Origin of the sequence: Cupriavidus sp. WGlv3 (assembly GCF_023952475.1) — a bacterium.
GTDB lineage: Bacteria > Pseudomonadota > Gammaproteobacteria > Burkholderiales > Burkholderiaceae > Cupriavidus > Cupriavidus phytorum.
Window position 1 is genome coordinate 263,102 of record NZ_JALHRX010000006.1, and the last position, 24,176, is coordinate 287,277.

24 protein-coding genes are annotated in these 24,176 nt (G+C 70.1%); 20 read left to right on the top strand and 4 right to left on the bottom strand.

Annotated elements, in window-relative coordinates:
- The first annotated feature begins 36 nt into the window (after window positions 1-36).
- The 8 genes from MKD38_RS13655 (at window position 37) to MKD38_RS13690 (ending at window position 8,419) form a co-directional block, all read left to right on the top strand.
- Window positions 37-2,226: an acetate--CoA ligase family protein gene (locus MKD38_RS13655; RefSeq protein WP_252677550.1), complete on the top strand. Its 2,190-nt coding sequence runs from the start codon at window positions 37-39 to the stop codon at window positions 2,224-2,226.
- Window positions 2,223-3,536 (top strand): DUF1254 domain-containing protein, encoded by a 1,314-nt coding sequence (locus MKD38_RS13660; RefSeq protein ID WP_252677552.1) that lies wholly within the window; start codon window positions 2,223-2,225, stop codon window positions 3,534-3,536. Before MKD38_RS13655 ends, MKD38_RS13660 begins: the two co-directional genes overlap by 4 nt.
- A gap of 12 nt (window positions 3,537-3,548) precedes the next feature.
- Entirely contained in the window at window positions 3,549-4,865 is a 1,317-nt protein-coding gene (locus MKD38_RS13665; RefSeq protein WP_252677554.1) for a DUF1254 domain-containing protein, read from the top strand.
- A complete protein-coding gene (locus tag MKD38_RS13670; RefSeq protein WP_252677556.1) occupies window positions 4,862-5,842 on the top strand; it encodes a Bug family tripartite tricarboxylate transporter substrate binding protein in 981 nt (326 codons plus the stop codon). The genes MKD38_RS13665 and MKD38_RS13670 overlap by 4 nt, the downstream gene beginning before the upstream one ends.
- Window positions 5,843-5,908: 66 nt before the next feature.
- The gene (locus MKD38_RS13675) at window positions 5,909-6,931 is read left to right on the top strand and encodes a Bug family tripartite tricarboxylate transporter substrate binding protein (RefSeq protein ID WP_252677558.1); all 1,023 of its coding nucleotides are present in this window, start codon (window positions 5,909-5,911) and stop codon (window positions 6,929-6,931) included.
- A 78-nt stretch (window positions 6,932-7,009) separates the two neighbouring features.
- On the top strand, window positions 7,010-7,501 hold the full coding sequence (locus MKD38_RS13680; protein ID WP_252677560.1) for a flavodoxin family protein: 492 nt from the start codon (window positions 7,010-7,012) through the stop codon (window positions 7,499-7,501).
- Window positions 7,502-7,585: 84 nt separating this feature from the next.
- The gene (locus MKD38_RS13685) at window positions 7,586-7,858 is read left to right on the top strand and encodes a hypothetical protein (RefSeq protein ID WP_115700053.1); all 273 of its coding nucleotides are present in this window, start codon (window positions 7,586-7,588) and stop codon (window positions 7,856-7,858) included.
- A gap of 60 nt (window positions 7,859-7,918) precedes the next feature.
- On the top strand, window positions 7,919-8,419 hold the full coding sequence (locus MKD38_RS13690) for an SDR family NAD(P)-dependent oxidoreductase (RefSeq protein ID WP_371925688.1): 501 nt from the start codon (window positions 7,919-7,921) through the stop codon (window positions 8,417-8,419).
- A 7-nt stretch (window positions 8,420-8,426) separates the two neighbouring features.
- Here MKD38_RS13690 and MKD38_RS13695 read toward each other — a convergent pair whose 3' ends face one another.
- Both MKD38_RS13695 and MKD38_RS13700 read right to left on the bottom strand, forming a co-directional pair.
- Window positions 8,427-9,269, bottom strand: coding sequence for a BON domain-containing protein (locus MKD38_RS13695; RefSeq protein ID WP_252677563.1), 843 nt, complete (start codon window positions 9,267-9,269; stop codon window positions 8,427-8,429).
- A 194-nt stretch (window positions 9,270-9,463) separates the two neighbouring features.
- Complete coding sequence (locus MKD38_RS13700) at window positions 9,464-9,667, bottom strand: hypothetical protein (protein WP_111517055.1); 204 nt, start codon at window positions 9,665-9,667, stop codon at window positions 9,464-9,466.
- Window positions 9,668-9,971: 304 nt separating this feature from the next.
- Here MKD38_RS13700 and flhC point away from each other — a divergent pair, with 304 nt between their 5' ends.
- The 3 genes from flhC (at window position 9,972) to MKD38_RS13715 (ending at window position 12,217) form a co-directional block, all read left to right on the top strand.
- Window positions 9,972-10,568: a flagellar transcriptional regulator FlhC gene (gene flhC, locus MKD38_RS13705; RefSeq protein ID WP_252677565.1), complete on the top strand. Its 597-nt coding sequence runs from the start codon at window positions 9,972-9,974 to the stop codon at window positions 10,566-10,568.
- Window positions 10,569-10,679: 111 nt separating this feature from the next.
- Complete coding sequence (locus tag MKD38_RS13710; protein WP_252677568.1) at window positions 10,680-11,060, top strand: hypothetical protein; 381 nt, start codon at window positions 10,680-10,682, stop codon at window positions 11,058-11,060.
- A gap of 278 nt (window positions 11,061-11,338) precedes the next feature.
- Window positions 11,339-12,217: a lipid A biosynthesis lauroyl acyltransferase gene (locus tag MKD38_RS13715; RefSeq protein WP_252677570.1), complete on the top strand. Its 879-nt coding sequence runs from the start codon at window positions 11,339-11,341 to the stop codon at window positions 12,215-12,217.
- 5 nt (window positions 12,218-12,222) lie between these two features.
- On the opposite strand, the gene MKD38_RS13720 is transcribed toward MKD38_RS13715, so the two are convergent.
- Window positions 12,223-13,059, bottom strand: coding sequence for an IclR family transcriptional regulator (locus MKD38_RS13720; RefSeq protein WP_252677571.1), 837 nt, complete (start codon window positions 13,057-13,059; stop codon window positions 12,223-12,225).
- A 109-nt stretch (window positions 13,060-13,168) separates the two neighbouring features.
- On the opposite strand from MKD38_RS13720, the gene MKD38_RS13725 reads away from it, so the two are divergent.
- The 4 genes from MKD38_RS13725 (at window position 13,169) to MKD38_RS13740 (ending at window position 17,393) form a co-directional block, all read left to right on the top strand.
- On the top strand, window positions 13,169-13,939 hold the full coding sequence (locus tag MKD38_RS13725; protein WP_252677572.1) for an enoyl-CoA hydratase/isomerase family protein: 771 nt from the start codon (window positions 13,169-13,171) through the stop codon (window positions 13,937-13,939).
- Between the two features lie 11 nt (window positions 13,940-13,950).
- Window positions 13,951-15,144 (top strand): CaiB/BaiF CoA transferase family protein, encoded by a 1,194-nt coding sequence (locus MKD38_RS13730; protein WP_252677573.1) that lies wholly within the window; start codon window positions 13,951-13,953, stop codon window positions 15,142-15,144.
- A gap of 18 nt (window positions 15,145-15,162) precedes the next feature.
- Window positions 15,163-16,329 (top strand): acyl-CoA dehydrogenase family protein, encoded by a 1,167-nt coding sequence (locus tag MKD38_RS13735; RefSeq protein ID WP_252677574.1) that lies wholly within the window; start codon window positions 15,163-15,165, stop codon window positions 16,327-16,329.
- A gap of 62 nt (window positions 16,330-16,391) precedes the next feature.
- A complete protein-coding gene (locus MKD38_RS13740) occupies window positions 16,392-17,393 on the top strand; it encodes a tripartite tricarboxylate transporter substrate binding protein (RefSeq protein ID WP_252677575.1) in 1,002 nt (333 codons plus the stop codon).
- Window positions 17,394-17,403: 10 nt separating this feature from the next.
- Here the strand turns inward: MKD38_RS13740 and MKD38_RS13745 are convergent, their stop codons facing one another.
- Window positions 17,404-18,297, bottom strand: coding sequence for a LysR family transcriptional regulator (locus MKD38_RS13745; protein WP_252677576.1), 894 nt, complete (start codon window positions 18,295-18,297; stop codon window positions 17,404-17,406).
- 134 nt (window positions 18,298-18,431) lie between these two features.
- On the opposite strand from MKD38_RS13745, the gene MKD38_RS13750 reads away from it, so the two are divergent.
- The 5 genes from MKD38_RS13750 (at window position 18,432) to MKD38_RS13770 (ending at window position 23,971) form a co-directional block, all read left to right on the top strand.
- The gene (locus MKD38_RS13750) at window positions 18,432-19,985 is read left to right on the top strand and encodes an acyl-CoA synthetase (RefSeq protein WP_252677578.1); all 1,554 of its coding nucleotides are present in this window, start codon (window positions 18,432-18,434) and stop codon (window positions 19,983-19,985) included.
- A gap of 24 nt (window positions 19,986-20,009) precedes the next feature.
- On the top strand, window positions 20,010-21,191 hold the full coding sequence (locus MKD38_RS13755; protein ID WP_252677580.1) for an acyl-CoA dehydrogenase family protein: 1,182 nt from the start codon (window positions 20,010-20,012) through the stop codon (window positions 21,189-21,191).
- A 77-nt stretch (window positions 21,192-21,268) separates the two neighbouring features.
- Window positions 21,269-22,261 (top strand): tripartite tricarboxylate transporter substrate binding protein, encoded by a 993-nt coding sequence (locus MKD38_RS13760; protein ID WP_252677582.1) that lies wholly within the window; start codon window positions 21,269-21,271, stop codon window positions 22,259-22,261.
- An 80-nt stretch (window positions 22,262-22,341) separates the two neighbouring features.
- On the top strand, window positions 22,342-23,436 hold the full coding sequence (locus tag MKD38_RS13765; protein WP_252677584.1) for a CaiB/BaiF CoA transferase family protein: 1,095 nt from the start codon (window positions 22,342-22,344) through the stop codon (window positions 23,434-23,436).
- A 349-nt stretch (window positions 23,437-23,785) separates the two neighbouring features.
- Window positions 23,786-23,971: a DUF1484 family protein gene (locus MKD38_RS13770; protein WP_252677587.1), complete on the top strand. Its 186-nt coding sequence runs from the start codon at window positions 23,786-23,788 to the stop codon at window positions 23,969-23,971.
- Window positions 23,972-24,176 lie beyond the last annotated feature (205 nt).

Genomic DNA, 24,176 nt, shown 5'->3' on the forward strand with positions numbered 1-24,176 from the left:
GCCTTACGTGACGGCGCACGCATACGGAGACAACCGATGCCAGACCTCAGCGCATTGCTGCAACCGCGCACCATCGCCGTGATCGGCGCATCCACCCAGCCCGACAAGGTAGGCGGCATGCCGGTGCGGCTGCTGAGCGAGCTGGGCTACGCCGGCCGCATCGTCCCGGTCCACGCGACCGCCAGCGAAGTGCAGGGGCTGGCCGCGGTGCCGACGCTGGACGCGCTGGATGCGCCGGCCGACTTGGCCATCGTCGCGCTGCCGGTCAGCGCCAGCCTTGACGCGATGCGCCAGCTGGCGCGCAACGGCACGCGCGCCGCGGTGTTCTTTACCTCGGGCTTTGCCGAGACTGGCGGCGATGGCGTCGCGCTGCAGGCCGAACTGGCGGCGCTGGCGCAGGCCCATGGCATCACGCTGCTGGGCCCGAACTGCCTGGGCGCGATGAACCTGCGCGAGCGGGTGTTCGCCACTTTCTCGCCGATCCCGCTCGGCGGGCTGCCGCCGGTCGGCGAGGTCGGACTGGTCAGCCAGAGCGGCGCATTCGGGGCCTATGCCTTCGCGCTGGCGCGCGAGGCCGCACTGGGCCTGAGCCACTGGGTCACCACCGGCAACGAAGCCGGCCTGCATGTGGCTGACGTGATCGAATGGCTGGCCCGGGACGACGCCACGCGCGTGATCCTGGCCTACCTGGAAGGCTGCCGCGACGGCACCCGGCTGCGCCGCGCGCTGGCGGCCGCGCGGGCGGCGGGCAAGCCGGTGGTAGTGACCAAGGTGGGCACCACCGAAGCCGGCGCGCGCTCCGCGCAATCGCATACCGCCAGCCTGGCGGGCGAAGACGCGGTCTACCAGGCGGTATTCGATGAATACGGCGTGTTCCGCGCCGATACGCTGGAGGAGTTCTTCCGGCTCGGTTACGTGCTGTCGCGCGGGCGCCGGCCGACGCGGTGGCAGCCTTCGGCGAAGGAGCCGGCCAATGCCGTCACCCCGGTCGCGCTGGTCACCGTATCCGGCGGCGTCGGCATCATGATGGCCGACCAGGCCGAGGCGCTGGACCTGCCGCTGCCGCCGATGCCCGAAGCCCCGGCAGCGGCGCTGCGCAGCGCGATTCCGTTCGCCAGCACCGCCAACCCCATCGACGTCACCGGCCAGGTGTTGGCACAGCCCGAAGTATTGCTGGGCGCCATTGCCGCCGCGGCACAATGCCCGGACTACGGCAGCGTGGTGGCCTTCCTGGCCGGCGGCGTCAGCTCGCCGCGGATCTGGCCCGGGCTGCAAGACACCGTCGACGCCTTGTACCGCAGCGGCACCGCGGCGCCGCTGCTGTTCAGCGGCCTCGCCGATGACGACAAGCGCCGCTGGCTGGAAGCGCGCGGCGCGCTGGTATTCCGCGAACCCGCGCACGCAGTGCAGGCCGTGGCCGTGCTGGCCCGCGCCGCGGCGCAAGCTGCGGCGGCACCGGCGCCCTGCTCCGCATCCGTCGCCGCTGCAGACGTCCTGCCTGTTCCCGATGTGTCGGCCGGCACCACCGCCTTGTCCGAGTTCGAAGCCATGCAATGGCTGGCCGCGTGCGGCATCCCGACCGCGCCGCACGGCCTGGCGCGCGATGCCGACGAGGCCGTGCGCATCGCCGATTCCATCGGCTATCCGGTCGCGATCAAGCTGTGCTCGCCCGACATCCTGCACAAGAGCGATGTCGGCGGCGTGGTGCTGAACGTGGCCGACGCGCGCGCGGCACGCGCCGCCTTTGCCCAGGTGCAGGCCGCCGCGGCCAGCCACGGCACGCCCGCGCGCTTTGACGGCGCGCTGGTCGCCGGCATGATGCGCGGCTGGGGCGAGCTGATGGTGGGCGTGCGGCGCGATCCGGTGTTCGGGCTGGTGGCGCTGGCCGGCATCGGCGGCACCGCGGTGGAGATATTCCGCCAGACCGCGTTCGGCCTGGCGCCGCTGAGCCATGCCCGTGCGCGCACCATGCTGCGCGCGAGCCGTGCCGAGGCCCTGCTGTCGGGCCACCGCGGTCATCCCGCCATCGACGCCGAGGCCGTGGCCGAGGTGCTGGTGCGCGTCTCGCAGGCCGCGGCGGCGCTGGGGCCGCGCCTGGACACACTTGAAATCAATCCGCTGATCGTCACCGCCCGCGGCGTGGTCGCCGCCGATGCCGTGGTGACCCTGCACCCGGCCGCCCCCGGCAGCCACACGAACACACGCAACGAGGAGACCACCCGATGAATCAACCCGCTGCGCCTTTCCTTGCCGGCGCTCCCATCGACACCCCGCAGGAAGCGCTGACCGCCGCGGCGGCACTGCCGCTGGTGCTGGCCACGTATCCACTGTTCGAAAGCCTGCGTACCTGCCGGCTGCAGACCTCGGTGTCGCAGGCCACCGGCTACGGGCGCGCGCCGGTCAACACGCTGTCGGCCAGCACCCAGCCGTGGACCCACCGCGACCGCGACATCGTCACGCCGGCCAATGACCTGCTCTACTTCTGCGCCTGGGTCAACCTGGCCGACGGCCCGGTCACGCTGCACGTGCCCGCACTGCCGGATGCGCGCCGCTACTACGTGGTGGAACTGCTCGACGCCTGGACCAACAACTTCGACAACCTGGGCCCGCGCAACGTGCCCGCCGCGGGCGCCGACATCGTGCTGGCCGGCCCGGCCCAGCACGCCGACGGCGCGCACGTGGTGCGTTGCCCCACGTCGCTGGTCTGGCTGCTGGGCCGCGTGCTGGTGACCGGCACCGACGACCTGCCCGCCGCCAGCGCCTTCGAGCAGGGCTTCCGCCTGTCCGGCGGCAGCGCGCGGCAACCCGCCTGCGTGCGCGATTGGCAGGACAGCGGCGAGCCCGCGCTCGACTTCTTCGCCAACGCCTTCAACGCGCTGCGTGAGTATCCGGCCGAGCCGTCCATGGCTGGCCTGCTGTCGCTGCTGCGCAAGTGCGGCATCCGCGCGGGCGAGCCGGTCGACGTGGGGGCGCTGCGGCCGGCGTTGCAGCAGGGCCTGGTGCGCGCCTGGCGCGAAGGCATGGCGCTGATCGAAGCCAATACCCGCAGCCATGCGCGCAAGAGCTGGACCTACAGCCTGCTGCTGGGCCGCTATGGCGACGACTGGATGCAACGCGCCGTGACCGCGATGAAGGGCCTGGGCGCGCTGCGCGCCGACGAAGCCGTCTACGCCGCCGCCGACTACGATGCCGACGGCGAGCTGCTGCATGGCCGCCATACTTATGCGCTGCACTTCCCGGCCGGACACCTGCCGCCGGCGCAGGCGTTCTGGTCGGTCTCGCTCTATGGCGCCGACCGCTTCTTCACTGACAACGCGATCGGCCGCTACGCGCTCGGCGACCGCAGCCCAGGGCTGCAATACGACGCCGATGGCGGCCTCACGCTGACCATCTCGCACCAGCGCCCCGCGCAGGCACAGGACAACTGGCTGCCGGCGCCGGACGCCCCGTTCTACCTGATCCTGCGCCTGTACCACCCCACCGACGGCTTCATCGCCGGCGACTACGTGATCCCGCCGCTGCGACGCATCGCCTGAAGGAGGCCGCTCATGACAACCCAGGACATCTCCCTCGATGCGCTCGCCCGCGAGGCGGTGCGCTACACGCTGCCGCTGTACGAAATGGCGCGCATGCGCGCCGCCACCTGCCCGCGGCGCGACAGCGCCGGCGTCTTTGCCGGCGACGGCCCCGATTCCACGCTGCGCTGGATCAACACCGTCACGCATGTGCGCGCGCTGCTCGGCCCGCAGCACCGGCAGGTCGTCACGCCGAACAACGACACGCTCTACACCAACGCCTGGCTCGACCTGTCGCACGGCCCGCTGCTGCTCGACGTGCCGGACTGCCACGGCCGCTACTACGTGCTCGGGCTGCTCGACGCCTATACCAACCCGTTCGGCTACATCGGCACCCGCACCACCGGCACGCAAGGCGGCACCTGGCTGCTGCACGGCCCGGCCTGGCGCGGCGCAGTGCCCGTCGGCGCCACGCCGCTGCCCTGCCCCACCGATGCGGTCTGGATCATCGGCCGCATCCTGGCCGACGGCGACGCCGACCTGCCGGGCGCGCATGCCTTGCAGGACGGCATCCGCCTGCGCCGGCCCGACGGCACCGCCGCCGCGAGCGTGATCGACGCCGGCATGCACGCCGGCGAGCGCCCGGGCGACCCGGACCGCTACGCCGCCATCGTCCAACGCATGCTGGCCGAGAACCCGCCGCCCGCCGCCGAAGCGGAGCTGGTGCGCAGCTTCGCTGCCGCCGGCATCGGCAGCGCGACGCCGCCGACGCCGGCGCAACACACTGCGCTGGCAGCCGCACTGGCGCATGTCGATGCGGAACTGGCCGCGCCCAAAGCTTCCGCGCTGGGCGGCGGCTGGTCCCTGCCGGTGGAAATCCGCACCTCGTTCGGCGCGCACTACGCGTTGCGCGCCGAGGTGGCGCGCAACTACATCGGCGCGCTGGGCATCGAGGAAGCCATGTACCTGATGGCCGATTGCGATGCCGACGGTCTGCCGCTGGACGGTACGCACCAGTACGAGCTGGTGTTCCCCGCGCAAGGCTTGCCGCAGGTGGGCGCGTTCTGGTCGCTGACCATGTACCGGAAATCGGACTGCATGCTGGCGGCGAATCCGCTGCAGCGCTATTCGCTGGGCGACCGCTCGCCGGGCCTGCGCGCGGCGCCGGATGGCAGCCTGCGCATCGTGCTGGGCGCGCGCGCGCCGGCGGACGCCGCCGATACCGGCAACTGGCTGCCTGCGCCGCCCGAGCCGTTCTACGTGGCGTTGCGCCTGTACGTGCCCGGCAGCGCGCACCTGGAACGCATCTTCCGCTACCCCGCCATCCGCCGCATCAAGGAAGCATCATGAACCGAACCATAGTCTTCGCCCGGGCCGTGCTGACGGCCGGCGTGGCGCTGCTGTGCCTGGGCGGCCAGGCGCAGGCGCAAACCTATCCGTCGCGGCCGGTCAAGCTGGTGTCGCCCTACGGTGCCGGCGGCTCCAACGACATCTCGGCGCGCATTCTCGCCGATGCGCTCGGCGGCAAGCTCGGCCAGCAGGTGGTGGTCGAGAACAAGCCCGGCGCCGGCACGCGCCTGGCCACGGAGCAGGTGGCGCATGCCGCGCCGGACGGCTATACGCTGCTGTGGGCGGCCGCGCCCTTCGCCATCAATACCGCCGCCGGCATCGCGCAGCGCTACGACGTGCGCAAGGACTTCGTCGCGGTGGGTCCGCGCGTGCTGGGGCCGATCTTCCTGATCGTCAATGCGAACTCGCCGGCTCGCACCGTTGCCGACTTCGTGCGCATGGCCAGGGACAAGCCCGACGGCGTGACGGTGGCCTCGCCGGGCGCCGGCTCGGGCCCGCACCTGACTGCCGAGCTGTTCGGGCAGGTCGGCAAGTTCAAGCTGCTGAGCGTCCACTACCGCGGCGACGCCACCGCCTACACCGAACTGCTGGCGGGCCGCGCCGACGCCACGCTGACCGCCATCACCGCGGCGCTGCCCTTTATCAAGGCCGGCAAGCTGCGCGTGCTGGCGGTGGCGTCGGAGCAGCGCACGCCGGTCTATCCCGATGCGCCCACCTTCGCCGAACAGGGCTATGCGGGCATGGTCGGTTACGGCTGGTTCGGACTGGTCGCCCCGGCCGGCACGCCGCCCGCCGTCACCGAGCGGCTGAACCGCGAGGCGTCGGCCGTGCTGGCCGATGCGCAAACCCGCAACAAGCTGCTTGGCCTGGGTCTGGAGCCGCATCCCGAGCGCGGCAGCGCGTTCTCGGCCTTCATCGACCAGGAAATCGGCAAATGGGGCAAGCTGATCCAGGCGCGCGGCATCAAGCTCGATTAGCGTACGGGCGCGCGGCGCCCGCGCAAGGCAAACCGTGACATCGCATAAACAGGAGACCACGCCATCATGAAGACCGTTGCCCGTTTTTCGCCGTGGGTGCAAGGCAAGCTGCTGCAGGCCGCGCTGCCCTGGCTCGGCGTCGCGGCGCTCGCTGTCGCGCCGCTTGCCGCGCCGGCACAGGGCGCCTACCCGGCCAAGCCCATCCACCTGATCGTCGCCTATCCGCCGGGCGGCCTCACCGACACGCTGGCGCGCGCCGTCGGCGACGGCCTGTCGCGCCAGCTCGGCAAGACCGTGGTGGTCGAGAACAAGGGCGGCGCCGGCGGCATCATCGGCACCGACTATGTCGCCAAGGCGGCGCCGGACGGCTACACCCTGCTGATGACCATTCCCGGCCCGATCACGTCCAACCTGGCGCTGTACAAGAAGCTGCCCTACGATCCCCGCACCGACCTGCGCCCGGTCTCCGACATCGCCACCGCGCGCACCGTGCTCGCCGTCAACAGCAGCGTGCCGGCCAGGACCGTCGCCGAGCTGCTGGCCTATGCCAAGGCCTCGCCCGGCAAGCTGCGCATGGGCTCATGGGGCGCGGGCACGCAGCCGCATACCATCCAGACCTATTTCGCCAGGCAATACCAGGTCGACATGCTGCACGTGCCCTACCGCGGCGAAGGGCCGATGGTGACCGACCTGCTGGCCGGCCAGGTCAACGTGACGGTGGGCTCGGTGACCGCACTCAAGCAGCATTTCGCCACCGGCAAGCTGCGTCCGCTGGCGGTCACCGGCACGCGGCGCGCGCAGGCGCTGCCGGACGTGCCCACCTTCACCGAAGCCGGCTACGCCGAAGAGCCGTTCCGCCTGACCGGCCCGATCACGCTGATGGCGCCCGCCAAGACGCCGCAGGACATCATCGACCGCCTCGGCCGCGAGACCGCCAGCCTGATTGCCAGCGCCAACATGCAGCGGCGCATCGTCGACATGGGCGCGGAGCCGCTCGGCACCACCCCGGCGCAGGCCGAGGCGGCCTACAAGGCTTACCTGCCGGTGGTGCTGAAGCTGACGGCGGATACGGGGGTGACGCTGGACTGAGGGGGTGGAGAGGCCTCGGCAGCGGCGTGATACAGTGCCCAAGGCGTGGCACATGGCCGCGCAAGCCCTACTGCCCGCATGAAATCGCTGCTGATCGTCTACCACACCATGACCGGCGGCACGCGCCAGATGGCCGCGGCCGCTGCCGACGCGGCACGCCGGCAGCCCGGCGTCACGGTCGTGCTCAAGACCGCCGCCGAGGCCGGGCCCGACGATGTGCTGGCCGCGGACGGCTACCTGTTCGCCACCCCGGAGAACCTGGCCGCGATTGCGGGCATGATGAAGGACTTCTTCGACCGCTGCTATTACCCCGCGCTGGACCGCATCAACGGCCGGCCCTACGCCGCCATGATCTGCGCCGGCAGCGATGGCCAGAACGCGCTGCGCCAGCTCGAGCGCATCGCCACCGGCTGGCGCCTGAACCGCGTCGCGCCCGGGCTGATCGTCTGCACGCATGCGCAGACGCCGGAGCGCATCCTCGCCCCCAAGCAGATCGAGCCCGCCGACCTGGCGCGGTGCGCCGAGCTTGGCGAGGGCCTGGCCGCGGGGTTGGGCCTGGGGGTGTTCTAAGGCCCTCCTGGCCATCGGGCAACCGGGGCGCGGAGCGGGAACGGGACTTGCACGTCCCACGCATTCCCTTTGCGGCCCCTTGCCATGGACGACCCCGAAATTACCGCTTCAGAAGCCCGGCGCGATCCGCTTGCCGGCACGGCGCGCGGCGTGATGCGCGTGGTCGATGCGCTGACGCAGACCGCGCTGGTGGTGGCCACCGCCACCCTGGCCTGGGCGCTGTGGCGCCGTTCCGATGCCTATGCGTGGTTCGGCGGGCTCGGCCCCGGCACCGCGGTGACGCTGGCGGTGGTGGTCACGCTGGTGGCGCTGCTGGGGGTCTGGATGGGCGTGCGCACCTGGCGGCGCGTAGGATGATGCGTCGCTAATCCTTACAACGCCACAGTAAAAACTCGCCACAAATCCCGAGGAGATGCGGTGCCTGCCGGCACCGTGCACCTGCTGCACCGGGTCGGGCAGCTCATGCGCGCCCAGCACGAGGGGCGCATCCTGATCACGGCATCGATCGCCGGCTTCGTCCCGGGCACCTGCCAGGCCGTGTACAACGCGACCAAGGCTTTCCTGGATTCCTTCTCCTATGCGCTGCGGCACGAGCTGCAGCACACCGGCGTGTCCGTCACCTGCCTGATGCCGGGTGCGACCGAAACCGATTTCTTCGAACGCGCGGACCTGCTCGATACCCGCCTCGGCCAGCAGAAAAAGGCCGATCCCGCCGAGGTGGCGCGGATCGGCTTCGATGCGATGATGCGCGGCGAGGGAGAGGTGGTGCCGGGCTGGCAGAACAAGCTGCGCGCCGCCATCGCCATGGTGACCCCCGCCGACGTGCTGGCCGAGCAGCATCGCCGCATGGCCGAGCCGCAGGAGGCGGCGTTGGGGAGCGCCCCGGCAGCGCCGGCGGACAAGCCGCCGGCGCCGTAATTCCGCATCAACCCATGCGCGTGGTGCCGCCGGTGCTGTCGCGTCCCTGGCCGGGACCGCCGCTGCCGGTTTCCATGCCGCCGCCATAGCTGCTGGCGCTGGAGCCGGTGGCGCTGCCTGAACTGCTGACGCCGCTGACGCGCCCCTGGCCGGACCCGCCGGACTGCGCTCCGGTCTGCGCTCCTTCGGTGATCCCCGACACGCCGAACGCGCCAGGCGCGCCCAGGCGCACCGCGTTATGGATCTCCTGCACGCCGAAGACATCGTCGACGATGTCCTCGATGCAGTACTTCTGGCGCCGGTCGCGCACGTTGCCGGTCAGGCGCACCACGCCGCCCTGCACTTCGACTTCCACCTCGCGCACATCGACATGGCGCGCGTGCGCGAGCCGTTCGCAGATCTCCTCGCGGATGCGCTCGTCGCTGCGCTGGTAGCCCTTGGGGCCGACGCGGTCGCGCCCGCGGGGCATGTCGCGCGACGCATTGCCGCGGCTGTCGCCCCCGCTGTCACCCCATTCGTCGCGCACCTCGCTGCCGCGGCGCCAGGCTTCGTCTTCTTCCCACGGCGGGCGCCGGGCAGAGGTTTCCCAGACGCGCTGCGCCGGGCTGGAGCGGCCGCCGTAGTAGCCGGACTCGCGGACGTCGCTGTCGTGTCGCTGGCGGCCTTCATAGCGGCCTTCGCCGTAGTCGCGCGCGGGGCCGCCGCGCTGGCCATAGCGCCCCTCGCCGTAGCCGCGCGGGTCGTCGCCGCGCGGGTCGCCGCGCAGGTCGCCGCGATTACGGCGGGATTCATCGGCGTCGCGGTCCTCGCGCCACCAGGAGCCGCCGCCCTCATTTCGGAATGGATGCATCGCTGTCTCCAAGGGTTGAGCTTCCGGCGCGGCCCGGTGGGCCGCGCAGCCAGTCACCGGGGCGCAAGTTCCATACCATTGGCGGGCATGGAGGGCGGCACGCTTGCCGCGCGCCCCGGACCAAAGCAAAGGCGGGCGCCACCGGTAAAGGGCGCCCGCCGTTGTCACGCAACCGTTGCCGCGAGGTTACCTCGTCACGCGGCCAGGGGAGTGAGGCCGTGCGGGGCATCGTCCTCGTCTTCGTGCACGATCAGCACGACACCGCGCCGCTTGGCCGCTGCCATGCCGATGTTGACGGCGACGTCGCGGTCGTCGCACTGGACCAGGCCCTTGCGCGCGCTTTCGACCGTCAGTTCCCAGCCCTGAGCGGTCTGCCTGATCAGGAAGTTTGCAGCCATGGGTTGCTCCCTGTCGTTGGTGTTCTTGCAGCGTAGCCGATGGGCAGAACCGTTAAATCGGCGTCTGTCCGATAGCGTGTGGGCGCTTCTCCTACAGTCGTCCTGGATGGCGTGCCGGGCACCGACAAATTGCGCCAACAACAGACCAGGGCAAATTGATGCCGTCGATCGTGGAATTGCGATTGTTGACAAGAATCACGGATATAAGCCGGCTGCGAACGAAGAATCGTCCTCCATCACATAAAGCCGGACCCGGGACGCTGCGGACAGCGCCGCACTGTGACACCCCGGGGAGGAGGAGACCATGGACACACACCCTGTCGCCGCCGTCGGCGGCCCCGCTGCGGCAGCTTCCCGCCCTGTACCTGCCCCCGCCCGCAAGAGCGTGCTGCACGACATGGAACAAACCCGGCTGGCGATCGAGATGATCGGCCTGGGCGCGCGCCTGCAGGTGCTGGAGGCGGAAGTGTCGCTGCCGCGCGAGCGGCTGACCCGCCTGTACAAGGAGCTTTGCGGGACGTCGCCGCCCAAGGGCATGCTGCCGTTCTCGACCGACTGGTTCCTGAGCTGGCGCCCCAACGCCCATGCCTCGATGCTGCTCGGCGCCTACCGCTTCATGATCCGCGCCGGGCTGGACGGCATCCGTGCCACCCTGGCCGGCTTCCGCATGTATCGCGAGCACCTGAGCGCCACCGGCGAGGCCGCCCAGCTCAGCTTTACCCGCGCCTGGATGCTGGTCCGCTTCTATGAGCGCGGCATGCTGCAGCTGGCGCGCTGCCAGTGTTGCCGCGGCGAGTTCGTGGTGTGCGCCCACGATGCGCGCCAGCGCTACACCTGCGGCCTGTGCCTGCCGCCGGCACGCGCGGGCAAGTGCCGCAAACCCGGACCCGCCGGCGCATGAACGCCGGTGCCGCACCGGCTCCATTGTCTGCTGCCGCACAGTCCGGCCGCCCGCACCCTTCCATGATGGATGCACCCGACCACCCCGCGCCGGCGTTCCGGAGTCTCGCCCATGTTCAAGATCCCCATGCTCGGCAAGAGGCTGGGCACACCCGCGCCCGAGGCCAGCGGCAAGGTCCGCGCCGAACCACCATCCGCGCCGTCCGGCGCCAGCGCGCCGCGCAAGGGCATGCCGGAACAGCTTGCGCAAAACCTCAAGACCCAGGGCGACGCCATGATCCAGTACGGCGCCCGGCTGCTGGTGATGCGCGAAATGCTGTGCGCCATGGCCGTGGCGCTGCCGCCCGATGCGCGCGCCAGCGCACAGCGGCAGTTCCGGCAGCGCATCGACCAGTTGCTGTCGCTGACCGACGACCACGTGCTTCCGGCCGAATTCCACACGGCGCTGCTGGCCGAGGTCAACTATTACCTCGGCGAGCTGAGGCAACGCTGACGGCACCGCGGCCTGCGCGTTGCCCGGCATCTGTTGCCGGTTTGATACCGGTCGTAACCGCCGTTCCTGGCCTCCTGCCATCGTGCTACAGTGCGCCCTCAGCACAAAGCTGCGCAGCGACGCATAGCGCACTCCAGTGGTCCGCAACCGGGCGCCGCAGGAATGGCGCGCCAGCGTAGCGCGCTTGCCGCTCGCCACCCTTGTGGCGCCGAACCATTGCCGCGCAGCCGCCTGTCCGCGGGTCCGCCCCGACCGCCGCTGCCGCCCCCAGGATCTTCATGACGCACCAGCTCCAGGCTGCGCTCACCATCGCAGCCTTCAAGCTCTTTGCCGCCTTGCCGTACGGCGTGACCGCCCGCCTGGGCGACGCCCTTGGCAAGCTGCTGTACCGCATCCCCAGCCGCCGCCGGCGCATCGTCCATACCAACCTGGCGCTGTGCTTCCCGGACATGGACCCGGGCGAGCGCGAACGGCTGGCGCGTGACCACTTCGGCCATGTGCTGCGCAGCTACCTGGAGCGCGGCGTGCAGTGGTTCGGCAACGCCGAGCGGCTGGGCAAGCTGGTCGAGCTGGATTCGCGCATCGACCTGGCCTCGTGCGCGGAGCATCCGACCATCTTCATGGGCTTTCATTTCGTCGGCATCGAGGCCGGCTGCATGTTCTATTCGATGCGCCACCCGGTGGCATCGCTGTATACGCGCATGTCGAGCCCGCTGCTGGAGCAGATCTCGCGCACCCAGCGCGGGCGCTTCGGCGCCGAGATGATCCCGCGCAACGGCAGCGGCAAGCAGGTGGTGCGCACGCTGCGCGCCGGCTGCCCGGTGATGCTGGCGGCGGACATGGACTTCGGCATCAACGATTCGGTGTTCGTGCCATTTTTCGGCGTGCCGGCGTGCACCCTGACCTCGGCCTCGCGCCTGGCCAGCATGACCGGCGCGCGCGTGGTGCCGTTCACCACCGAAGTGCTGCCCGACTACCGCGGCTACCGGCTGCGCGTGTTCGACCCGCTCGAAGGCTTTCCCTCCGGCAGCGTCGAAGAGGACTCGCGCCGCATGAACGCCTTCCTCGAAACCCAGATCGCCACCATGCCGGAGCAGTATTACTGGATCCACCGGCGCTTCAAGAACCGCCCGGAAGGCATGCCGTCGGTGTACTGACGCGGCTAGCCGGCGGCGCGCCGCCAGGCTTGCTGGATCTCGGCCACCAGCCGCGTCAGCTGGGCGGCATAGCGCGCGTGGTCGCGGCGGCGCTCGGCCTCATTGAACGGATAGCTGATGTTGAGCCCGTACAGCTGCTGGTCCGGGCCCGAGAAGGCCGCGCCCACGGCCAGCAGATGCCCCGGCTGGTAGGCCGCGGCGCAATGGCCGTGCTGCTGCGCCTGCGCGATGCCGCGCAGCACGCGCGCGCGCATGCCGGGCCAGGCCTCGCCCTGGCGGGCTGCGATACCGGCCAGCAGGTCCCTGCGCACCTCCTCCGGCTGCGCCGCCAGCCATGACAGGCCGATCGCCGTCAGCTCCATCGGCACGCGCGAGCCCGGCACCACACGGCGCGTGCGCGACACGCTGTCGCGGCTGTGCCGGATCGACGCCAGGTATACCATCTCCAGCTGGTCCCCCACCGCCAGCCCTACGTTGACCTTGCCCGCCTCGGCCACCTTGCGCATCAGCGGCAGCGCAATCTCCGGCGCGCGGCTGGACTGCTGGAAGGCATCGGCCAGGCTCAGCACCACCGGCGCCAGCCGGTAGGCGCGCTCGTTGACGTCGTAGCGCAGGAAGCCGGCATCGACCAGCGAACGCGTCAGCCGGCTCACGGTCGGGCGCGGCAGGCCGGTGCGCGCGGCCAGTTCCGCATTGGTCAGGCTGGTGGTGCCGACGCGGAAGGCACGCAGCAGCACCAGCCCGCGCTCCAGCGACTGGCTGCCCGCGGTGTCCCGGGTAAAGCGGCCGGTCCGATGGGTCACGCTGCGCGTAGAGTCCTGCGGCGGGATGGCGTCAGGCATCGCTACCAATTTCAGTAAGTGAAATTTGAGTATAGCGGCGCGGCGGCACGGCGCGAATACTGTGGACACGCGGCCCCGAGTCGGCCGCCCCCACAGGAGCCACCCCCGCATGTCATCCGATGCCGAAATCCATGTCACCCGCGACGGCCACGTGGCCCGCGTGGTGCTGTCCCGCCCGCCGCACAATTTTGTCGATGCCGAGGTGATGCGGCGCCTGGCCGAGACCCTGCAGACGCTCGACCACGACCACCACTGCCGCGCCATCGTGCTGGCCTCGGGCGTCGGCGCGTTCTGCGCCGGTGCCGACTTCAGCGGCGCCGGCCAGGGCGAAGTCGCCAGCGATCCCTCGGCCTTCTACGTGCAGGCGATGAAGCTGTACCGCAACCGCAAGCCCATCGTCGCCGCGGTGGCGGGCGCCGCCATCGGCGCGGGGCTCGGGCTGGCGCTGGTGGCGGATTTCCGCGTGACCTGCGCCGAGGCCCGCTTCAGCGCCAACTTCAACCGACTGGGCTTCCACCCGGGTTTCGGCCTGAGCCTGACGCTGCCGCGCCTGGTGGGCGAGCAGCAGGCAGCGCTGCTGTTCTACACCGGCCGGCGCATCACCGGGGCCGAGGCAGTCAGCATCGGCCTGGCCGACGAGCTGGTCGCCCGGGACGAGGTCGATGCCCGTGCCATGGCGCTGGCGCAGGAGATCGCTGCCTCGGCCCCGCTGGCGGTGGAAACCACGCGCGCCACGCTGCGCGACGGGCTGGCCGACCGCATTGCCGAGGTCAACCAGCGCGAGCTGGCGATCCAGCGCGGACAGTTCCGCAGCGAGGATTTCCGCGAGGGCGTCGCCGCCATGGCCGCGCGCCGCGCCCCCGTGTTCCAGCGCCGTTGAGGGAGGGATCGATGAGCGAAGCAGACCAGCGCGCGGCACCGGCCGGCCCGCTCGACGGCATCCGCGTGCTCGACCTGACCGCGGTCGTGCTCGGCCCGCTGGCGACGCAGGTGCTGGCCGACTTCGGCGCCGACGTGATCAAGGTCGAAGGCCCCGAGGGCGACCTGATGCGCGCCAACGGGGTGTCGCAGCATGCCGGCATGAGCTCGATCTACCTGGCGCTGAACCGCAACAAGCGCTCGGTCGTGCTCGACCTGAAGACCGCCGAGGGCGCGGCGGCGCTGCGCGGCCTGATTGCCGGCGCCGACGTGCTGGTGCACAACATGCGCGTCGCCGCGATCGAGCGGCTGGGCTTCGGCTACGCCGAGGTGGCGCGCATCAACCCGCGCATCGTCTATTGCCTGGCCACCGGCTTCGGCCAGGACGGCCCGCACCGCGACAAGCCGGCCTTCGACGACATCATCCAGGCCGGCTGCGGCCTGGTCGCGCTGGGCTCCGCCGGCGGCGAGCGTCCGCAATACGTGCCCAGCCTGCTCGCCGACAAAACCACCGGGTTGGCGCTGGCCAATGCCGTGCTGGCCGCGCTGCTGTACCGCGAGCGCCACGGCGTGGGCCAGATGGTCGAGGTGCCGATGCTCGAAACCATGACCGCCTTCGTCATGACCGAGCATCTGGGCGGCCTGACCTTCGACCCGCCACCGGCCGGCGCCGGCTACGCCCGCCTGCTGCAGGGCGGGCGGCGCCCCGCGCCGACCCGCGACGGCTGGATCTGCGCGCTGCCCTACACCGAGCGCCACTGGCAGGCCTTCTTCCGCGCAGTGGGCCGCGACGACCTGGCCGAGCGCTACGACGTGGCCGACCGGGCGCAGCGCAACGCCAACATCCGTGCGCTGTACGGCCACCTGGCGGAGCTGACGCCGGCGCGCAGCACCGACGAATGGATGCAGCTGTTCGAGTCGCTCGACATTCCCGCCACGCCGATCTACGGCCTCGATGCACTGGTCGACCACCCGCACCTGCACGCGGTCGGCCTGTTCCAGCAAACCCGGCACCCTACCGAAGGCCCCTTGCGCGAGCTGCGCCCGGCTGCGCGCTTCTCGGCCACGCCGCTGTCGCTGCGCCGCCATGCGCCGGCGCTGGGCGAGCACACCGAGGAGATCCTGCGCGAACTAACCCTCGCGCCGGATGCGCGCCAATCCCGATAAACAGCCGAGAAGACCACCATGCATTTTGAACTCGACCAAGAACACCGGATGCTCAAGGACCTGGTCGCGCGTTTCGTGCGCGAGCAGCTGATCCCGCTGGAACCCACGGTGCTGGCGCGCGAAGCCGCCGGCGGCCAGATGGCGCTGCTGCCCGAAGAGCATGCGCGCCTGGACTCGCTGTCGCGCGAGCTCGGCCTGTGGGGCCTCGACGCTCCGGCCGAGCTGGGCGGCGCCGACCTGCCGACGGTGGCAATGGTGGGCGTCAACGAAGAACTCGGCAAGACCATCACCCCCTATGACCTGCCACCGGATTCGCCCAACCTGCGCATGCTGATGCTGACCGCGAGCGCGGCCCAGCGCGAGCGCTACCTGGCCCCGTATGCGCGCGGCGAGACCGTGTCGGCCATCGCCATCTCGGAACCGGGCGCCGGCGCCGATCCGGCCATGATGGCCACGCGTGCCGACCGCGATGGCGACCACTGGGTGCTGAACGGGCGCAAGATCTGGATCAGCCGCGCGGCGCGCGCCGACTGGACCATCGTCATGGCGGTGACCGACAAGGCCCGCGGCGCGCGCGGCGGCATCTCGGCGTTTATCGTCGAGCGCGGCACGCCGGGCTTGCGGGTCGAGCGGCGCATCCCGATGATCGGCGGCGCGTCGACCTATGAAGTGGTGCTGGAAGACTGCCGCATCCCCGCCACCCAACTGCTCGGCGCCGAGGGACAGGGCTTTGCGCCGATGCAGGCGCGGCTGTCGACGCGGCGGGTGCAGATGGCCGCCTGGTGCATCGGCCGCGCCCAGCGCGCGCTGGACATGATCTGCGAGTACGCCCCGCAGCGCCAGACCTTCGGCGCGCCGCTGGCGCAGCGCCAGGCGATCCAGTGGTGGGTGGCCGACGCCGCCACGCGCATCCATGCCTGCCGCCTGATGACCTACGAAGCCGCCACCCGCATCGACGCCGGAGAAGAAGCCCGCACGCAGGTGTCGATGATCAAGGTGTTCGCCACCGAAATGGCCTGGGACGTGATCGACCATGCCATGCAGACCTTCGGCGCGATGGGCATGACCAAGGAGCTGCCGCTGCAGCAGATGGCCAACGAGACCCGGCTGATGCGCATCTACGAAGGCCCCAGCGAAGTGCACCGCTGGGTCATTGCGCGCGACCTGCTGGGCCTGCGCCGTTAGGCCGGCATCGATCCCTTGCACCGGCGGAGACACGCCGGGCATTCCACCGTCAGGAGACCACCATGCAACAGGCTTTCCGTTCCCGTCGCCGCTTCCTCGGACTCTTTCCGGCCGCACTGGCGCAGCTGGGCGCAGCGACGCCACCGGCAGCGCGCGCGGCCGACGCCGACGCCTTTCCCGCCCGGCCGATCCGCTTCCTCGTGCCCTTCCCATCGGGCAGCGGCACCGATACCACCGCGCGCATGTTCGCCAGGAAGATCGGCGAGCTGACCGGCCAGGGCGTGGTGGTCGAAAACAAGCCCGGCGGCAACGGCTTTATCGGCGTGCAGGCCGCGCTGAACGCGCCGGCCGACGGCTACACCGTCTTTATCGGCAGCAATTCCACGCTGTCGACCAATGCCGCCACCTTCCGCAAGCTGCCGTACGACCCGCTCACCGACTTTGCGCCGATCACGCTGCTGTCGCGCGGGCCGTGCGTGATCATCGTGCCGGCCGGCTCGCCCTACCGCACGCTGTCCGAGCTGCTGGAGGACGCGCGCAAGCGTCCGGGCGCGCTGAACTACGGCACGGGCTCGATCTCGTACACGCTTTATTCGGAATGGCTCAACGAGCTGGCCCGCATCAAGACCACGGCGGTGCCGTACAAAGGGGCCGGCGATGCCATCAATGGCGTGATGGCGGCCAATGTCGATTTCGCCGTGGTCGATGCCACCGGCGCGATCGAGCTGGCCCGCGGCGGCAAGGTGCGCGCGCTGGCCTACACCGCGCCGCAGCGCTCGCCGCTGCTGCCGGACGTGCCGTCCATCGTCGAAGCCGGCCTGCCGGACTTCCTGGCCTACAACTGGGTCGCGGCAGCGGTGTCGGCCAGGACGCCGCCGGCGGTGGTGAAGCGGCTGCAGGACCTGTTCACGCAGGCCGGCAATGCCGCGGACGTGCGCGAGTACTACACGCGCCAGTCGACCAGGCTGATCCTGTCGTCGCCGGCCGAGATGCGGCAATACCAGATGGACGAAATCGAGCGCTGGAAGCGGCTCGCGGCAGTGGCCAGGATCCCGCTGCAGTAAGCGCGCGCCGCTAGCCGCTGTGCTCGCGCAGCAGCTCCGTCAGGCGCTGCGCCAGCGGCGACAGGTAGGCGCCTTCGCGCGTGACCACGCCGATGCGCCGGCGCAGGTCCAGTTCCTCCACGCCCAGCGGCAGCACGCGCAGGCCGCGCTGCATGGCGTCGCCGCTGGCATTGGCGATGCTCAGCATCTGCGTGCCCTGCATCAGCGCGAACAGCGAACTGCTGCCGAAGTCGATCTCGATGCGCGGCTGCGGCTCCGGCAGGCCGCGCTGGCGGAACGCCGCGTCGACCTGCTGGCGCAGCGTGATATGCCGTTCGGGCAGCAGCCATTCCTGGTCGGCGAGGTCGGCCAGGCGCAGCTTGCGCCGCCGCAGCAGCGCGTGGCCCTGGTCGGCCACCACCACCAGCCGGTCGTCGAACAGCGGCTGCACCGCGAAGGTATCCGCCAGCGCGCCGGACGGGGTGGGCGCCACCGCCATGTCCAGCTCCCCGGCCGCCAGCAAGTCCAGCAAGTCACGCGCCAGCCGGCGGCGCAGCCGCAGCCGCGCCACCGGGCGCTCGCGCACCAGCTGCTGGCACGCACCCAGGATCACGTCGCCCGGTATCGACGGTGAATAGCCCACGCGCAGGACGCCCTGTTCGCCGGTGCGGATGCCCAGCATCTCCTTGATGCCGTCCTGGTACTCCAGCTGGATGCGTCGCGCGCGCTCTAGGAAGCGGTTGCCGGCATAGGTGGCGGCCATGCCGTTGGCGGTGCGCTCGAACAGCGGCAGCCCCGCCTGCGTCTCCACCCGCTGCACCGCCTTGGTCAGCGCCGGCTGGCTGATTCCCAGCGCCTCGGCGGCGCGGCCGATGCCGCCGTGCGCCGCCACGGCGAGGATGTATTCGATATCCCGCGTCTCCATTGCCTCACATTCCCGACGGTTATGGCTTTATAGCCAATGCGTCATTGTGGTGATGTCTGCCATCTTACAGACTACAGCGCAACAGCACACCACCGAGCGTGCAGCAACATCACTCAGCCTTCACCGGAGACAGCATGGGTTTCGCGTATTTCCTGCGCCGCGCCGCGCGTTACTGGGGCGACCAGCCCGCCATCCTCTACCAGGACCAGGTGGTGACCTATCGCCAGCTCGACGAACGCTCGACGCGTCTGGCCAATGCGCTGCTGGCGCTGGGCCTGCGCCCCGGCGACCGCGTCGCGGTGCAGTCGCGCAACCGGCCCGAGCTGGTCGAACTGGAATGCGCGCTGTACAAGGCCGGCCTGGTCAAGGCCGCGCTCAACCCGCGCTTTACCGCGGCCGAGGCCAGCGACGTGGTCGAGAACTGCACCCCGCGCGTGCTGATCGCGGGCCCGGGCTACACCGGCTATGACCGCACCACGGCCGGTTTCGGCAGCATCGAGACCTTTATCGCCATCGGCGCGGCGCCCGCCGGCTATGTCGATTACGAAGCGCTGCTGGCCAACGCCGGCACCACCGCGCCCGACATCACCCCGGCCGCCGACGACCTGGCCGTGCTGCATTTCTCCTCGGGCTCCACCGGCAAGATCAAGGCCGCCATGCAGAGCTACGGCAACCGCATCGCGGCGCTGCGCAAGGTGGTGTCCGGCATGGACCGCCCCGCCCGCCCCGGCGACCGGCTGGCGCTGATCGGCCCGGTCACGCACGCTTCCGGCATGCTGATGCAGCCCTATCTGTATGTGGGCGCGACGCTGGTGCTGTTCGAGAAATTCGAGCCGGCGCACTTCCTGGCCGAAGTCGCGCGGCTGCGCATCACCCATGTGTTCATGGTGCCAGCCATGATCAACATGCTGCTGGCCGAGCCCACGCTGGCGCAGGCCGACCTGTCGAGCCTGAAGACGCTGGCCTACGGCGCCGCGCCGATGGCGCCGGCGCGCATCCGCGAGGCCTGGGAACGCATCGGCCCGATCCTGTCGCAGGGCTATGGCGCCAGCGAATCGACCTCGGGCGTCACGCGGCTGTCCACCAGCGACCATGCCGATGCCATCGCCAGCCATCCCGAGCGCCTGGCCTCGTGCGGCCGCGCGCTGGGCGAGACCGAAGTGCGCGTGGTCGACGAGCACGGCAAGGAAGTGGCCATAGGCGAGATCGGCGAGCTGGTGATCCGCGGCGACGACGTGTTCCACGGCTACTGGAACGCGCCCGAGCTGACGCGCGAGACCCTGGTCGACGGCTGGCTGCACACCGGCGACATGGCGCGCGTCGACGAGGCCGGCTACCTGTACCTGGTCGACCGCAAGAAGGACATGATCATTTCCGGCGGCTTCAATGTCTACCCGACCGAGGTCGAGGCCACGCTGTACCAGCACCCCGACGTGCTGGAGGCCTGCGTCATCAGCGTGCCCGACGACACCTGGGGCGAAAGCGTCAAGGCCGTGGTCACGCTGCGCCCCGGGCGCGAGGCCACCGCGCAGCAGCTGATCGCGCACTGCCGCGAGCGCATCGCCGACTACAAGTCGCCGCGCTCGGTCGACTTTGTCGCCGAGCTGCCCAAGAACGCCAGCGGCAAGCTGGCCCGCAAGACCGTGCGCGAACGCTACTGGCAAGGCGTCGGACGCCGCGTCAACTGAACCCGCCGCACCGAGGAAACCGCCATGTTCGACCACCTGACCAACCCCGTCCTGCTGGAAACCCGCGCCGGCATCCGCCGCTTTATCGACGAAGAGCTGCGCCCGCTCGAACAGGAACTCGGCCTGGGTTCCGAGGACCCGTGGCCGCGCGAGACCCTGCGCCAGGTCTGGCGCCGCTCCAGCGAACTGGGCTTCTACGCTGCCTGCCTGCCCACCGCGCTCGGCGGCAAGGGCCTGAACATCCAGGAACAATGCGCGCTCAAGGCCGAGCTGGCCGCGAGCGGCTCGACCCTGACCGCGCACGTGCTGGGCGACCTGGGCGGCCCGCCGCGCGTGGGCAACATGCTGAAATACGCCACGCCCGGGCAGCTCGAGCGGTATTTCAAGCCGGTGATCCGCGGCGAGAAATCGACCTGCTTCGCATTGACGGAAACGCATTCCGGTTCCGATGCGCAGAGCATCAAGACCTCGGCCGTGGCCGACGGCGACGAGCTGGTCATCAACGGCGGCAAGCACTACATCAGCGGCGCGCCGTTTGCCGACTTCGCCATCGTCATGTGCGTGACCGACGCCACCGCCACGCCGCCGGCCATCACCGCGGTGCTGGTCGACCTGGACCTGCCCGGCGTGACGGTGACCAACGAGTATGTGCCGATGTCCGGCCAGCATATCGACGGCGATATCCGCTTCGACAACGTGCGCGTGCCGCGCGCCAACATCTTCGGCGGCGAAGGCAACGGCTTCAAGCTGGGCATGTCGCGCATCAATGTGAACCGGCTGCTGCACTGCCCCAGCATGCTGGGGCTGGCCATGCGGGCCTATGAGTCGTCGCTGGAATATGCCGGCCAGCGCCGCCAGTTCGGCGGCCCGATCGCGCGCTTCCAGGCGATCCAGCACATGCTGGCCGACATGGCCGCGGCGCTGTGGGCCTGCGAAAGCATGATCGCGCACACCGCTGCGCTGGCCGACGCCGGCGCCGACCTGCGCATGAAGGCCGCGGCGTGCAAGCTGTTCGTCTCGGAGCGCTGCTTCGAGGTGGCGGACAAGGCCGTGCAGATCCACGGCAATGTCGGCGTCACGCGCGGCCATCCGGTCGAGCAGACCTTCCGCAAGCTGCGCATGTTCCGCATCTTCACCGGCACCAGCGAGATCCAGCGCAACACCATCGCGCGGGCTATCCTGGAACCGCTGCAGCAGAAAGCCTGACCGTGCCGGCGGCGCGGTCGCCGCCGGCATCGAGATCCCGGCCACAGCACAATACGACAAGACCACGGAGACCAAGCATGAACCGCCGAAACTGGCTTGCCACCGCCGGCGCCGCCGCGCTGGGCAGCCTGCTGCTGCCGGCCCGCGCCGCCAGCGTCGCATCCCCCTATCCCAGCCGCCCGATCCGGCTGATCGTGCCGTTTGTCGCCGGCAGCACGCCGGACAACACCGCGCGCACGCTGTCGGCGGAGCTGGGCAAGAAGCTCGGCCAGCCGCTGGTGGTCGAGAACATGCCCGGCGCCGGCGGCATCATCGGCGCCAGCGCGCTGCGCCGCGCCGCGCCCGATGGCTACACGCTGGGCATCCTGGCCAACACGCACGTCATCAACGTGCACATGTACCGCAAGATGCCGTACGACCCGACCCACGACTTCACGCCGATCACGGCGTTGTCGGGCGGGCCGTCGGCGCTGGTGGTGCCGGTGTCCTCGCCCTACAAGAGCGCGGCCGAGCTGGTCGCGGCGATGAAGAAGGAGCCGGGCAAGTTCAACTACGGCTCCGGCGGCAAGGGCAGCATCGCCCATCTGGCGGTGGAGACCATGCTGCACCAGACCGGCTGCGATGCGGTGCATATTCCCTACAAGGGCGCGCCGGAGATCCTCACCTCGATGGTGACGGGGCAGACCCAGTTCGGCATGCCGGTGCTGGGCACGGCCACGCAGTATGTGCGCAACAACCAGGTCAGGGTGCTGGCCGTCACCGCTGCCGCCCGCTCCCCGTACTTCCCCGACGTGCCGACCATGGCCGAAGCGCTGCCGCCGGGCTTTGTCATCGACAACTGGAGCGGCCTGTTCGCGCCGGCCAACTTCCCGGCCGAGCTGGCGCAGAAGCTGCACGCCGCGGTGCGCGCACTGCAGACCGCCGGCGTGTTCGACGCACAGCTCAAGGCCAATGCCGGCGAGCTGCGCCGCAGCGCGTCGCCGGCGCAGTTCGGCACCATGGTGGCCAGCGACAACGCGCGCTATGGCGACCTGATGAAGTCGATCGGCATGACCGGCGACCTGGGCTGATACCGCTGGCCTGCTCCCTGCGCCGCACGCCACTCCGCGCGTGCGGCGCTTGTGTTTTCTCTTTCCCCCGGAGGCTCCGCATGAAGCCAGCATGGTCTTGCCTGAAGGACGTCACCATCCTCGACGTCAGCCAGTTGCTGCCCGGCCCGCACGCCTGCAGCCTGCTGCGCCAGCTTGGCGCGGAGGTGATCAAGGTCGAGCAGCCCGGCAGCGGCGACACCGCGCGCCAACTGGGCGCGCATGTGTATGCGCAGTTCAATCGCGGCAAGCGCTCGGTGGCGCTGGACCTGAAATCGGACACCGGCCGTGCGGCGTTCCTGGACCTGGTGCGCGATGCCGACGCCGTGGTCGAAGGCTTCCGCCCCGGCGTGATGGCGCGCCTGGGCCTGGGCTATGACGCGCTGGCGGCGGTCAATCCGGCCATCGTGCTGTGTTCGGTCTCCGGCTTCGGCCAGACCGGGCCGTACGCCAGCCACGCGGGGCATGACCTGAACTATCTGGCGCTGGCGGGATACTGGGCCACGCCGGTGCAGGTGCACGATGCGGTCGCGCGCCCGCGCGTGCGGGTGTCGGACTACGCAGCGTCCGGCTACGCCGCGTTGTCGCTGGCCGTGGCGATCATGAGCGCGCGGCAGCACGGACAGGGACAGCATCTCGATGTGTCGATCCACGATGCCGTGCTGTCGTGGACCGCCCATGGCGCCTGGACAGCGCGCGCGCACGAGGGCTCCCCCCATGCATCATCCACCGTGATGCCGGAAAACGACCTGTTCGAAACCCGCGACGGGCGACACCTGGCGATGGGTATCCTGGAGAACAAGTTCTGGGACAACCTGTGCGCGGCGCTGGGCGACGCGTTCCCGGCCCTGCGCGACCCGCGTTTTGCCACGCGCGCCGGGCGCAGCGGGCACAAGGTGGAGGTCAATGACCTGATGGCCGCGGTGTTTCACACGCGGGATCTGGCGGAATGGGAGGACTTCTTCGCGCCGCTGGATATTCCGTTCTCGCCGGTGCTGGGGGCTGGCGAGTTGTTCGAGGATGCGCATGTGCGGGCGCGCGAAGTGGTGCGGCGGGTTGAGGGCGGGATTGCGGTGAATTTTCCGGTGAAGTTTTCGTTGGGGTTGCCGCAGGGCGAGGATTTTGTGGCGGAGCTTGGAGAACACAATCGGCAATAGCGGCAGCCTTTCAGGACACGGCGATTTCCCACTCACTAGCGTTTGCGGCAAGCTTCGCCCGCCTGTTCAGAATGCGACAACTCTTATCGCCTGCCTGACTCCGGAAGGGAATACTGGGTACGTCATCGGGTTGCCGGTGACCGGGCGTGGAAACCCGATTGTTCTCCGGGCAGGTGTGCCGCAACGGCACACCTGCGTGCTCGCACGAACGCATCGTTCCAAGGCGGGCCAGGTGAGGCGGCCGTAAGGCCGGCCGGTTCCCCCGGAGACTGGTTTCCACCCTCGCTGTATGGCCCGCCACCCTCACTTTCAGTTGAGTGAGCGTGGCTCAACGTGGAAGGAGTCAATCATGACGGTCGATGCAAAAGAAGCCAATGCGTGTCTCAATGAAGTGCGTGCCGGGATAGAAGGCGTGCTGGTACTGCTGGAGCAGCAGAGTGTGCGGTCGGAAGCCTGCTTTAGCGCCCTTTGTCTGCTGGAACTGGTGAAGGCCAAGTTGGATGCGTTGATGGAAGAAGGTCCGGTGGCAGTGTAGATGGCGGATCCGGCTTGGGCGGCAAAGCCACCGGGCTTGGTGTTCCACCCTCGGCGCGCCAGGCGGATTTCAGCGCATGGCTTCGTGGATACGCCGGCCCTCTCCCCCGCCCCTCTCCCGCAAGCGGGAGAGGGGAGAAAACAAGCGTGAAGAAAAATTTCACGCGCGCGCACCGAAATCGCCGAGCAAGCGCAGCGACGCGTAC

What these genes read in the sequence shown, in the direction of transcription:
- MKD38_RS13655 (WP_252677550.1), top strand. Translation starts at nt 37, where the DNA reads ATGCCAGACCTCAGCGCATTGCTGCAACCGCGCACCATCGCCGTGATC.
- MKD38_RS13660 (WP_252677552.1), top strand. Translation starts at nt 2,223, where the DNA reads ATGAATCAACCCGCTGCGCCTTTCCTTGCCGGCGCTCCCATCGACACC.
- MKD38_RS13665 (WP_252677554.1), top strand. Translation starts at nt 3,549, where the DNA reads ATGACAACCCAGGACATCTCCCTCGATGCGCTCGCCCGCGAGGCGGTG.
- MKD38_RS13670 (WP_252677556.1), top strand. Translation starts at nt 4,862, where the DNA reads ATGAACCGAACCATAGTCTTCGCCCGGGCCGTGCTGACGGCCGGCGTG.
- MKD38_RS13675 (WP_252677558.1), top strand. Translation starts at nt 5,909, where the DNA reads ATGAAGACCGTTGCCCGTTTTTCGCCGTGGGTGCAAGGCAAGCTGCTG.
- MKD38_RS13680 (WP_252677560.1), top strand. Translation starts at nt 7,010, where the DNA reads ATGAAATCGCTGCTGATCGTCTACCACACCATGACCGGCGGCACGCGC.
- MKD38_RS13685 (WP_115700053.1), top strand. Translation starts at nt 7,586, where the DNA reads ATGGACGACCCCGAAATTACCGCTTCAGAAGCCCGGCGCGATCCGCTT.
- MKD38_RS13695 (WP_252677563.1), bottom strand. Translation starts at nt 9,269, where the DNA reads ATGCATCCATTCCGAAATGAGGGCGGCGGCTCCTGGTGGCGCGAGGAC.
- MKD38_RS13700 (WP_111517055.1), bottom strand. Translation starts at nt 9,667, where the DNA reads ATGGCTGCAAACTTCCTGATCAGGCAGACCGCTCAGGGCTGGGAACTG.
- flhC (WP_252677565.1), top strand. Translation starts at nt 9,972, where the DNA reads ATGGACACACACCCTGTCGCCGCCGTCGGCGGCCCCGCTGCGGCAGCT.
- MKD38_RS13710 (WP_252677568.1), top strand. Translation starts at nt 10,680, where the DNA reads ATGTTCAAGATCCCCATGCTCGGCAAGAGGCTGGGCACACCCGCGCCC.
- MKD38_RS13715 (WP_252677570.1), top strand. Translation starts at nt 11,339, where the DNA reads ATGACGCACCAGCTCCAGGCTGCGCTCACCATCGCAGCCTTCAAGCTC.
- MKD38_RS13720 (WP_252677571.1), bottom strand. Translation starts at nt 13,059, where the DNA reads ATGCCTGACGCCATCCCGCCGCAGGACTCTACGCGCAGCGTGACCCAT.
- MKD38_RS13725 (WP_252677572.1), top strand. Translation starts at nt 13,169, where the DNA reads ATGTCATCCGATGCCGAAATCCATGTCACCCGCGACGGCCACGTGGCC.
- MKD38_RS13730 (WP_252677573.1), top strand. Translation starts at nt 13,951, where the DNA reads ATGAGCGAAGCAGACCAGCGCGCGGCACCGGCCGGCCCGCTCGACGGC.
- MKD38_RS13735 (WP_252677574.1), top strand. Translation starts at nt 15,163, where the DNA reads ATGCATTTTGAACTCGACCAAGAACACCGGATGCTCAAGGACCTGGTC.
- MKD38_RS13740 (WP_252677575.1), top strand. Translation starts at nt 16,392, where the DNA reads ATGCAACAGGCTTTCCGTTCCCGTCGCCGCTTCCTCGGACTCTTTCCG.
- MKD38_RS13745 (WP_252677576.1), bottom strand. Translation starts at nt 18,297, where the DNA reads ATGGAGACGCGGGATATCGAATACATCCTCGCCGTGGCGGCGCACGGC.
- MKD38_RS13750 (WP_252677578.1), top strand. Translation starts at nt 18,432, where the DNA reads ATGGGTTTCGCGTATTTCCTGCGCCGCGCCGCGCGTTACTGGGGCGAC.
- MKD38_RS13755 (WP_252677580.1), top strand. Translation starts at nt 20,010, where the DNA reads ATGTTCGACCACCTGACCAACCCCGTCCTGCTGGAAACCCGCGCCGGC.
- MKD38_RS13760 (WP_252677582.1), top strand. Translation starts at nt 21,269, where the DNA reads ATGAACCGCCGAAACTGGCTTGCCACCGCCGGCGCCGCCGCGCTGGGC.
- MKD38_RS13765 (WP_252677584.1), top strand. Translation starts at nt 22,342, where the DNA reads ATGAAGCCAGCATGGTCTTGCCTGAAGGACGTCACCATCCTCGACGTC.
- MKD38_RS13770 (WP_252677587.1), top strand. Translation starts at nt 23,786, where the DNA reads ATGACGGTCGATGCAAAAGAAGCCAATGCGTGTCTCAATGAAGTGCGT.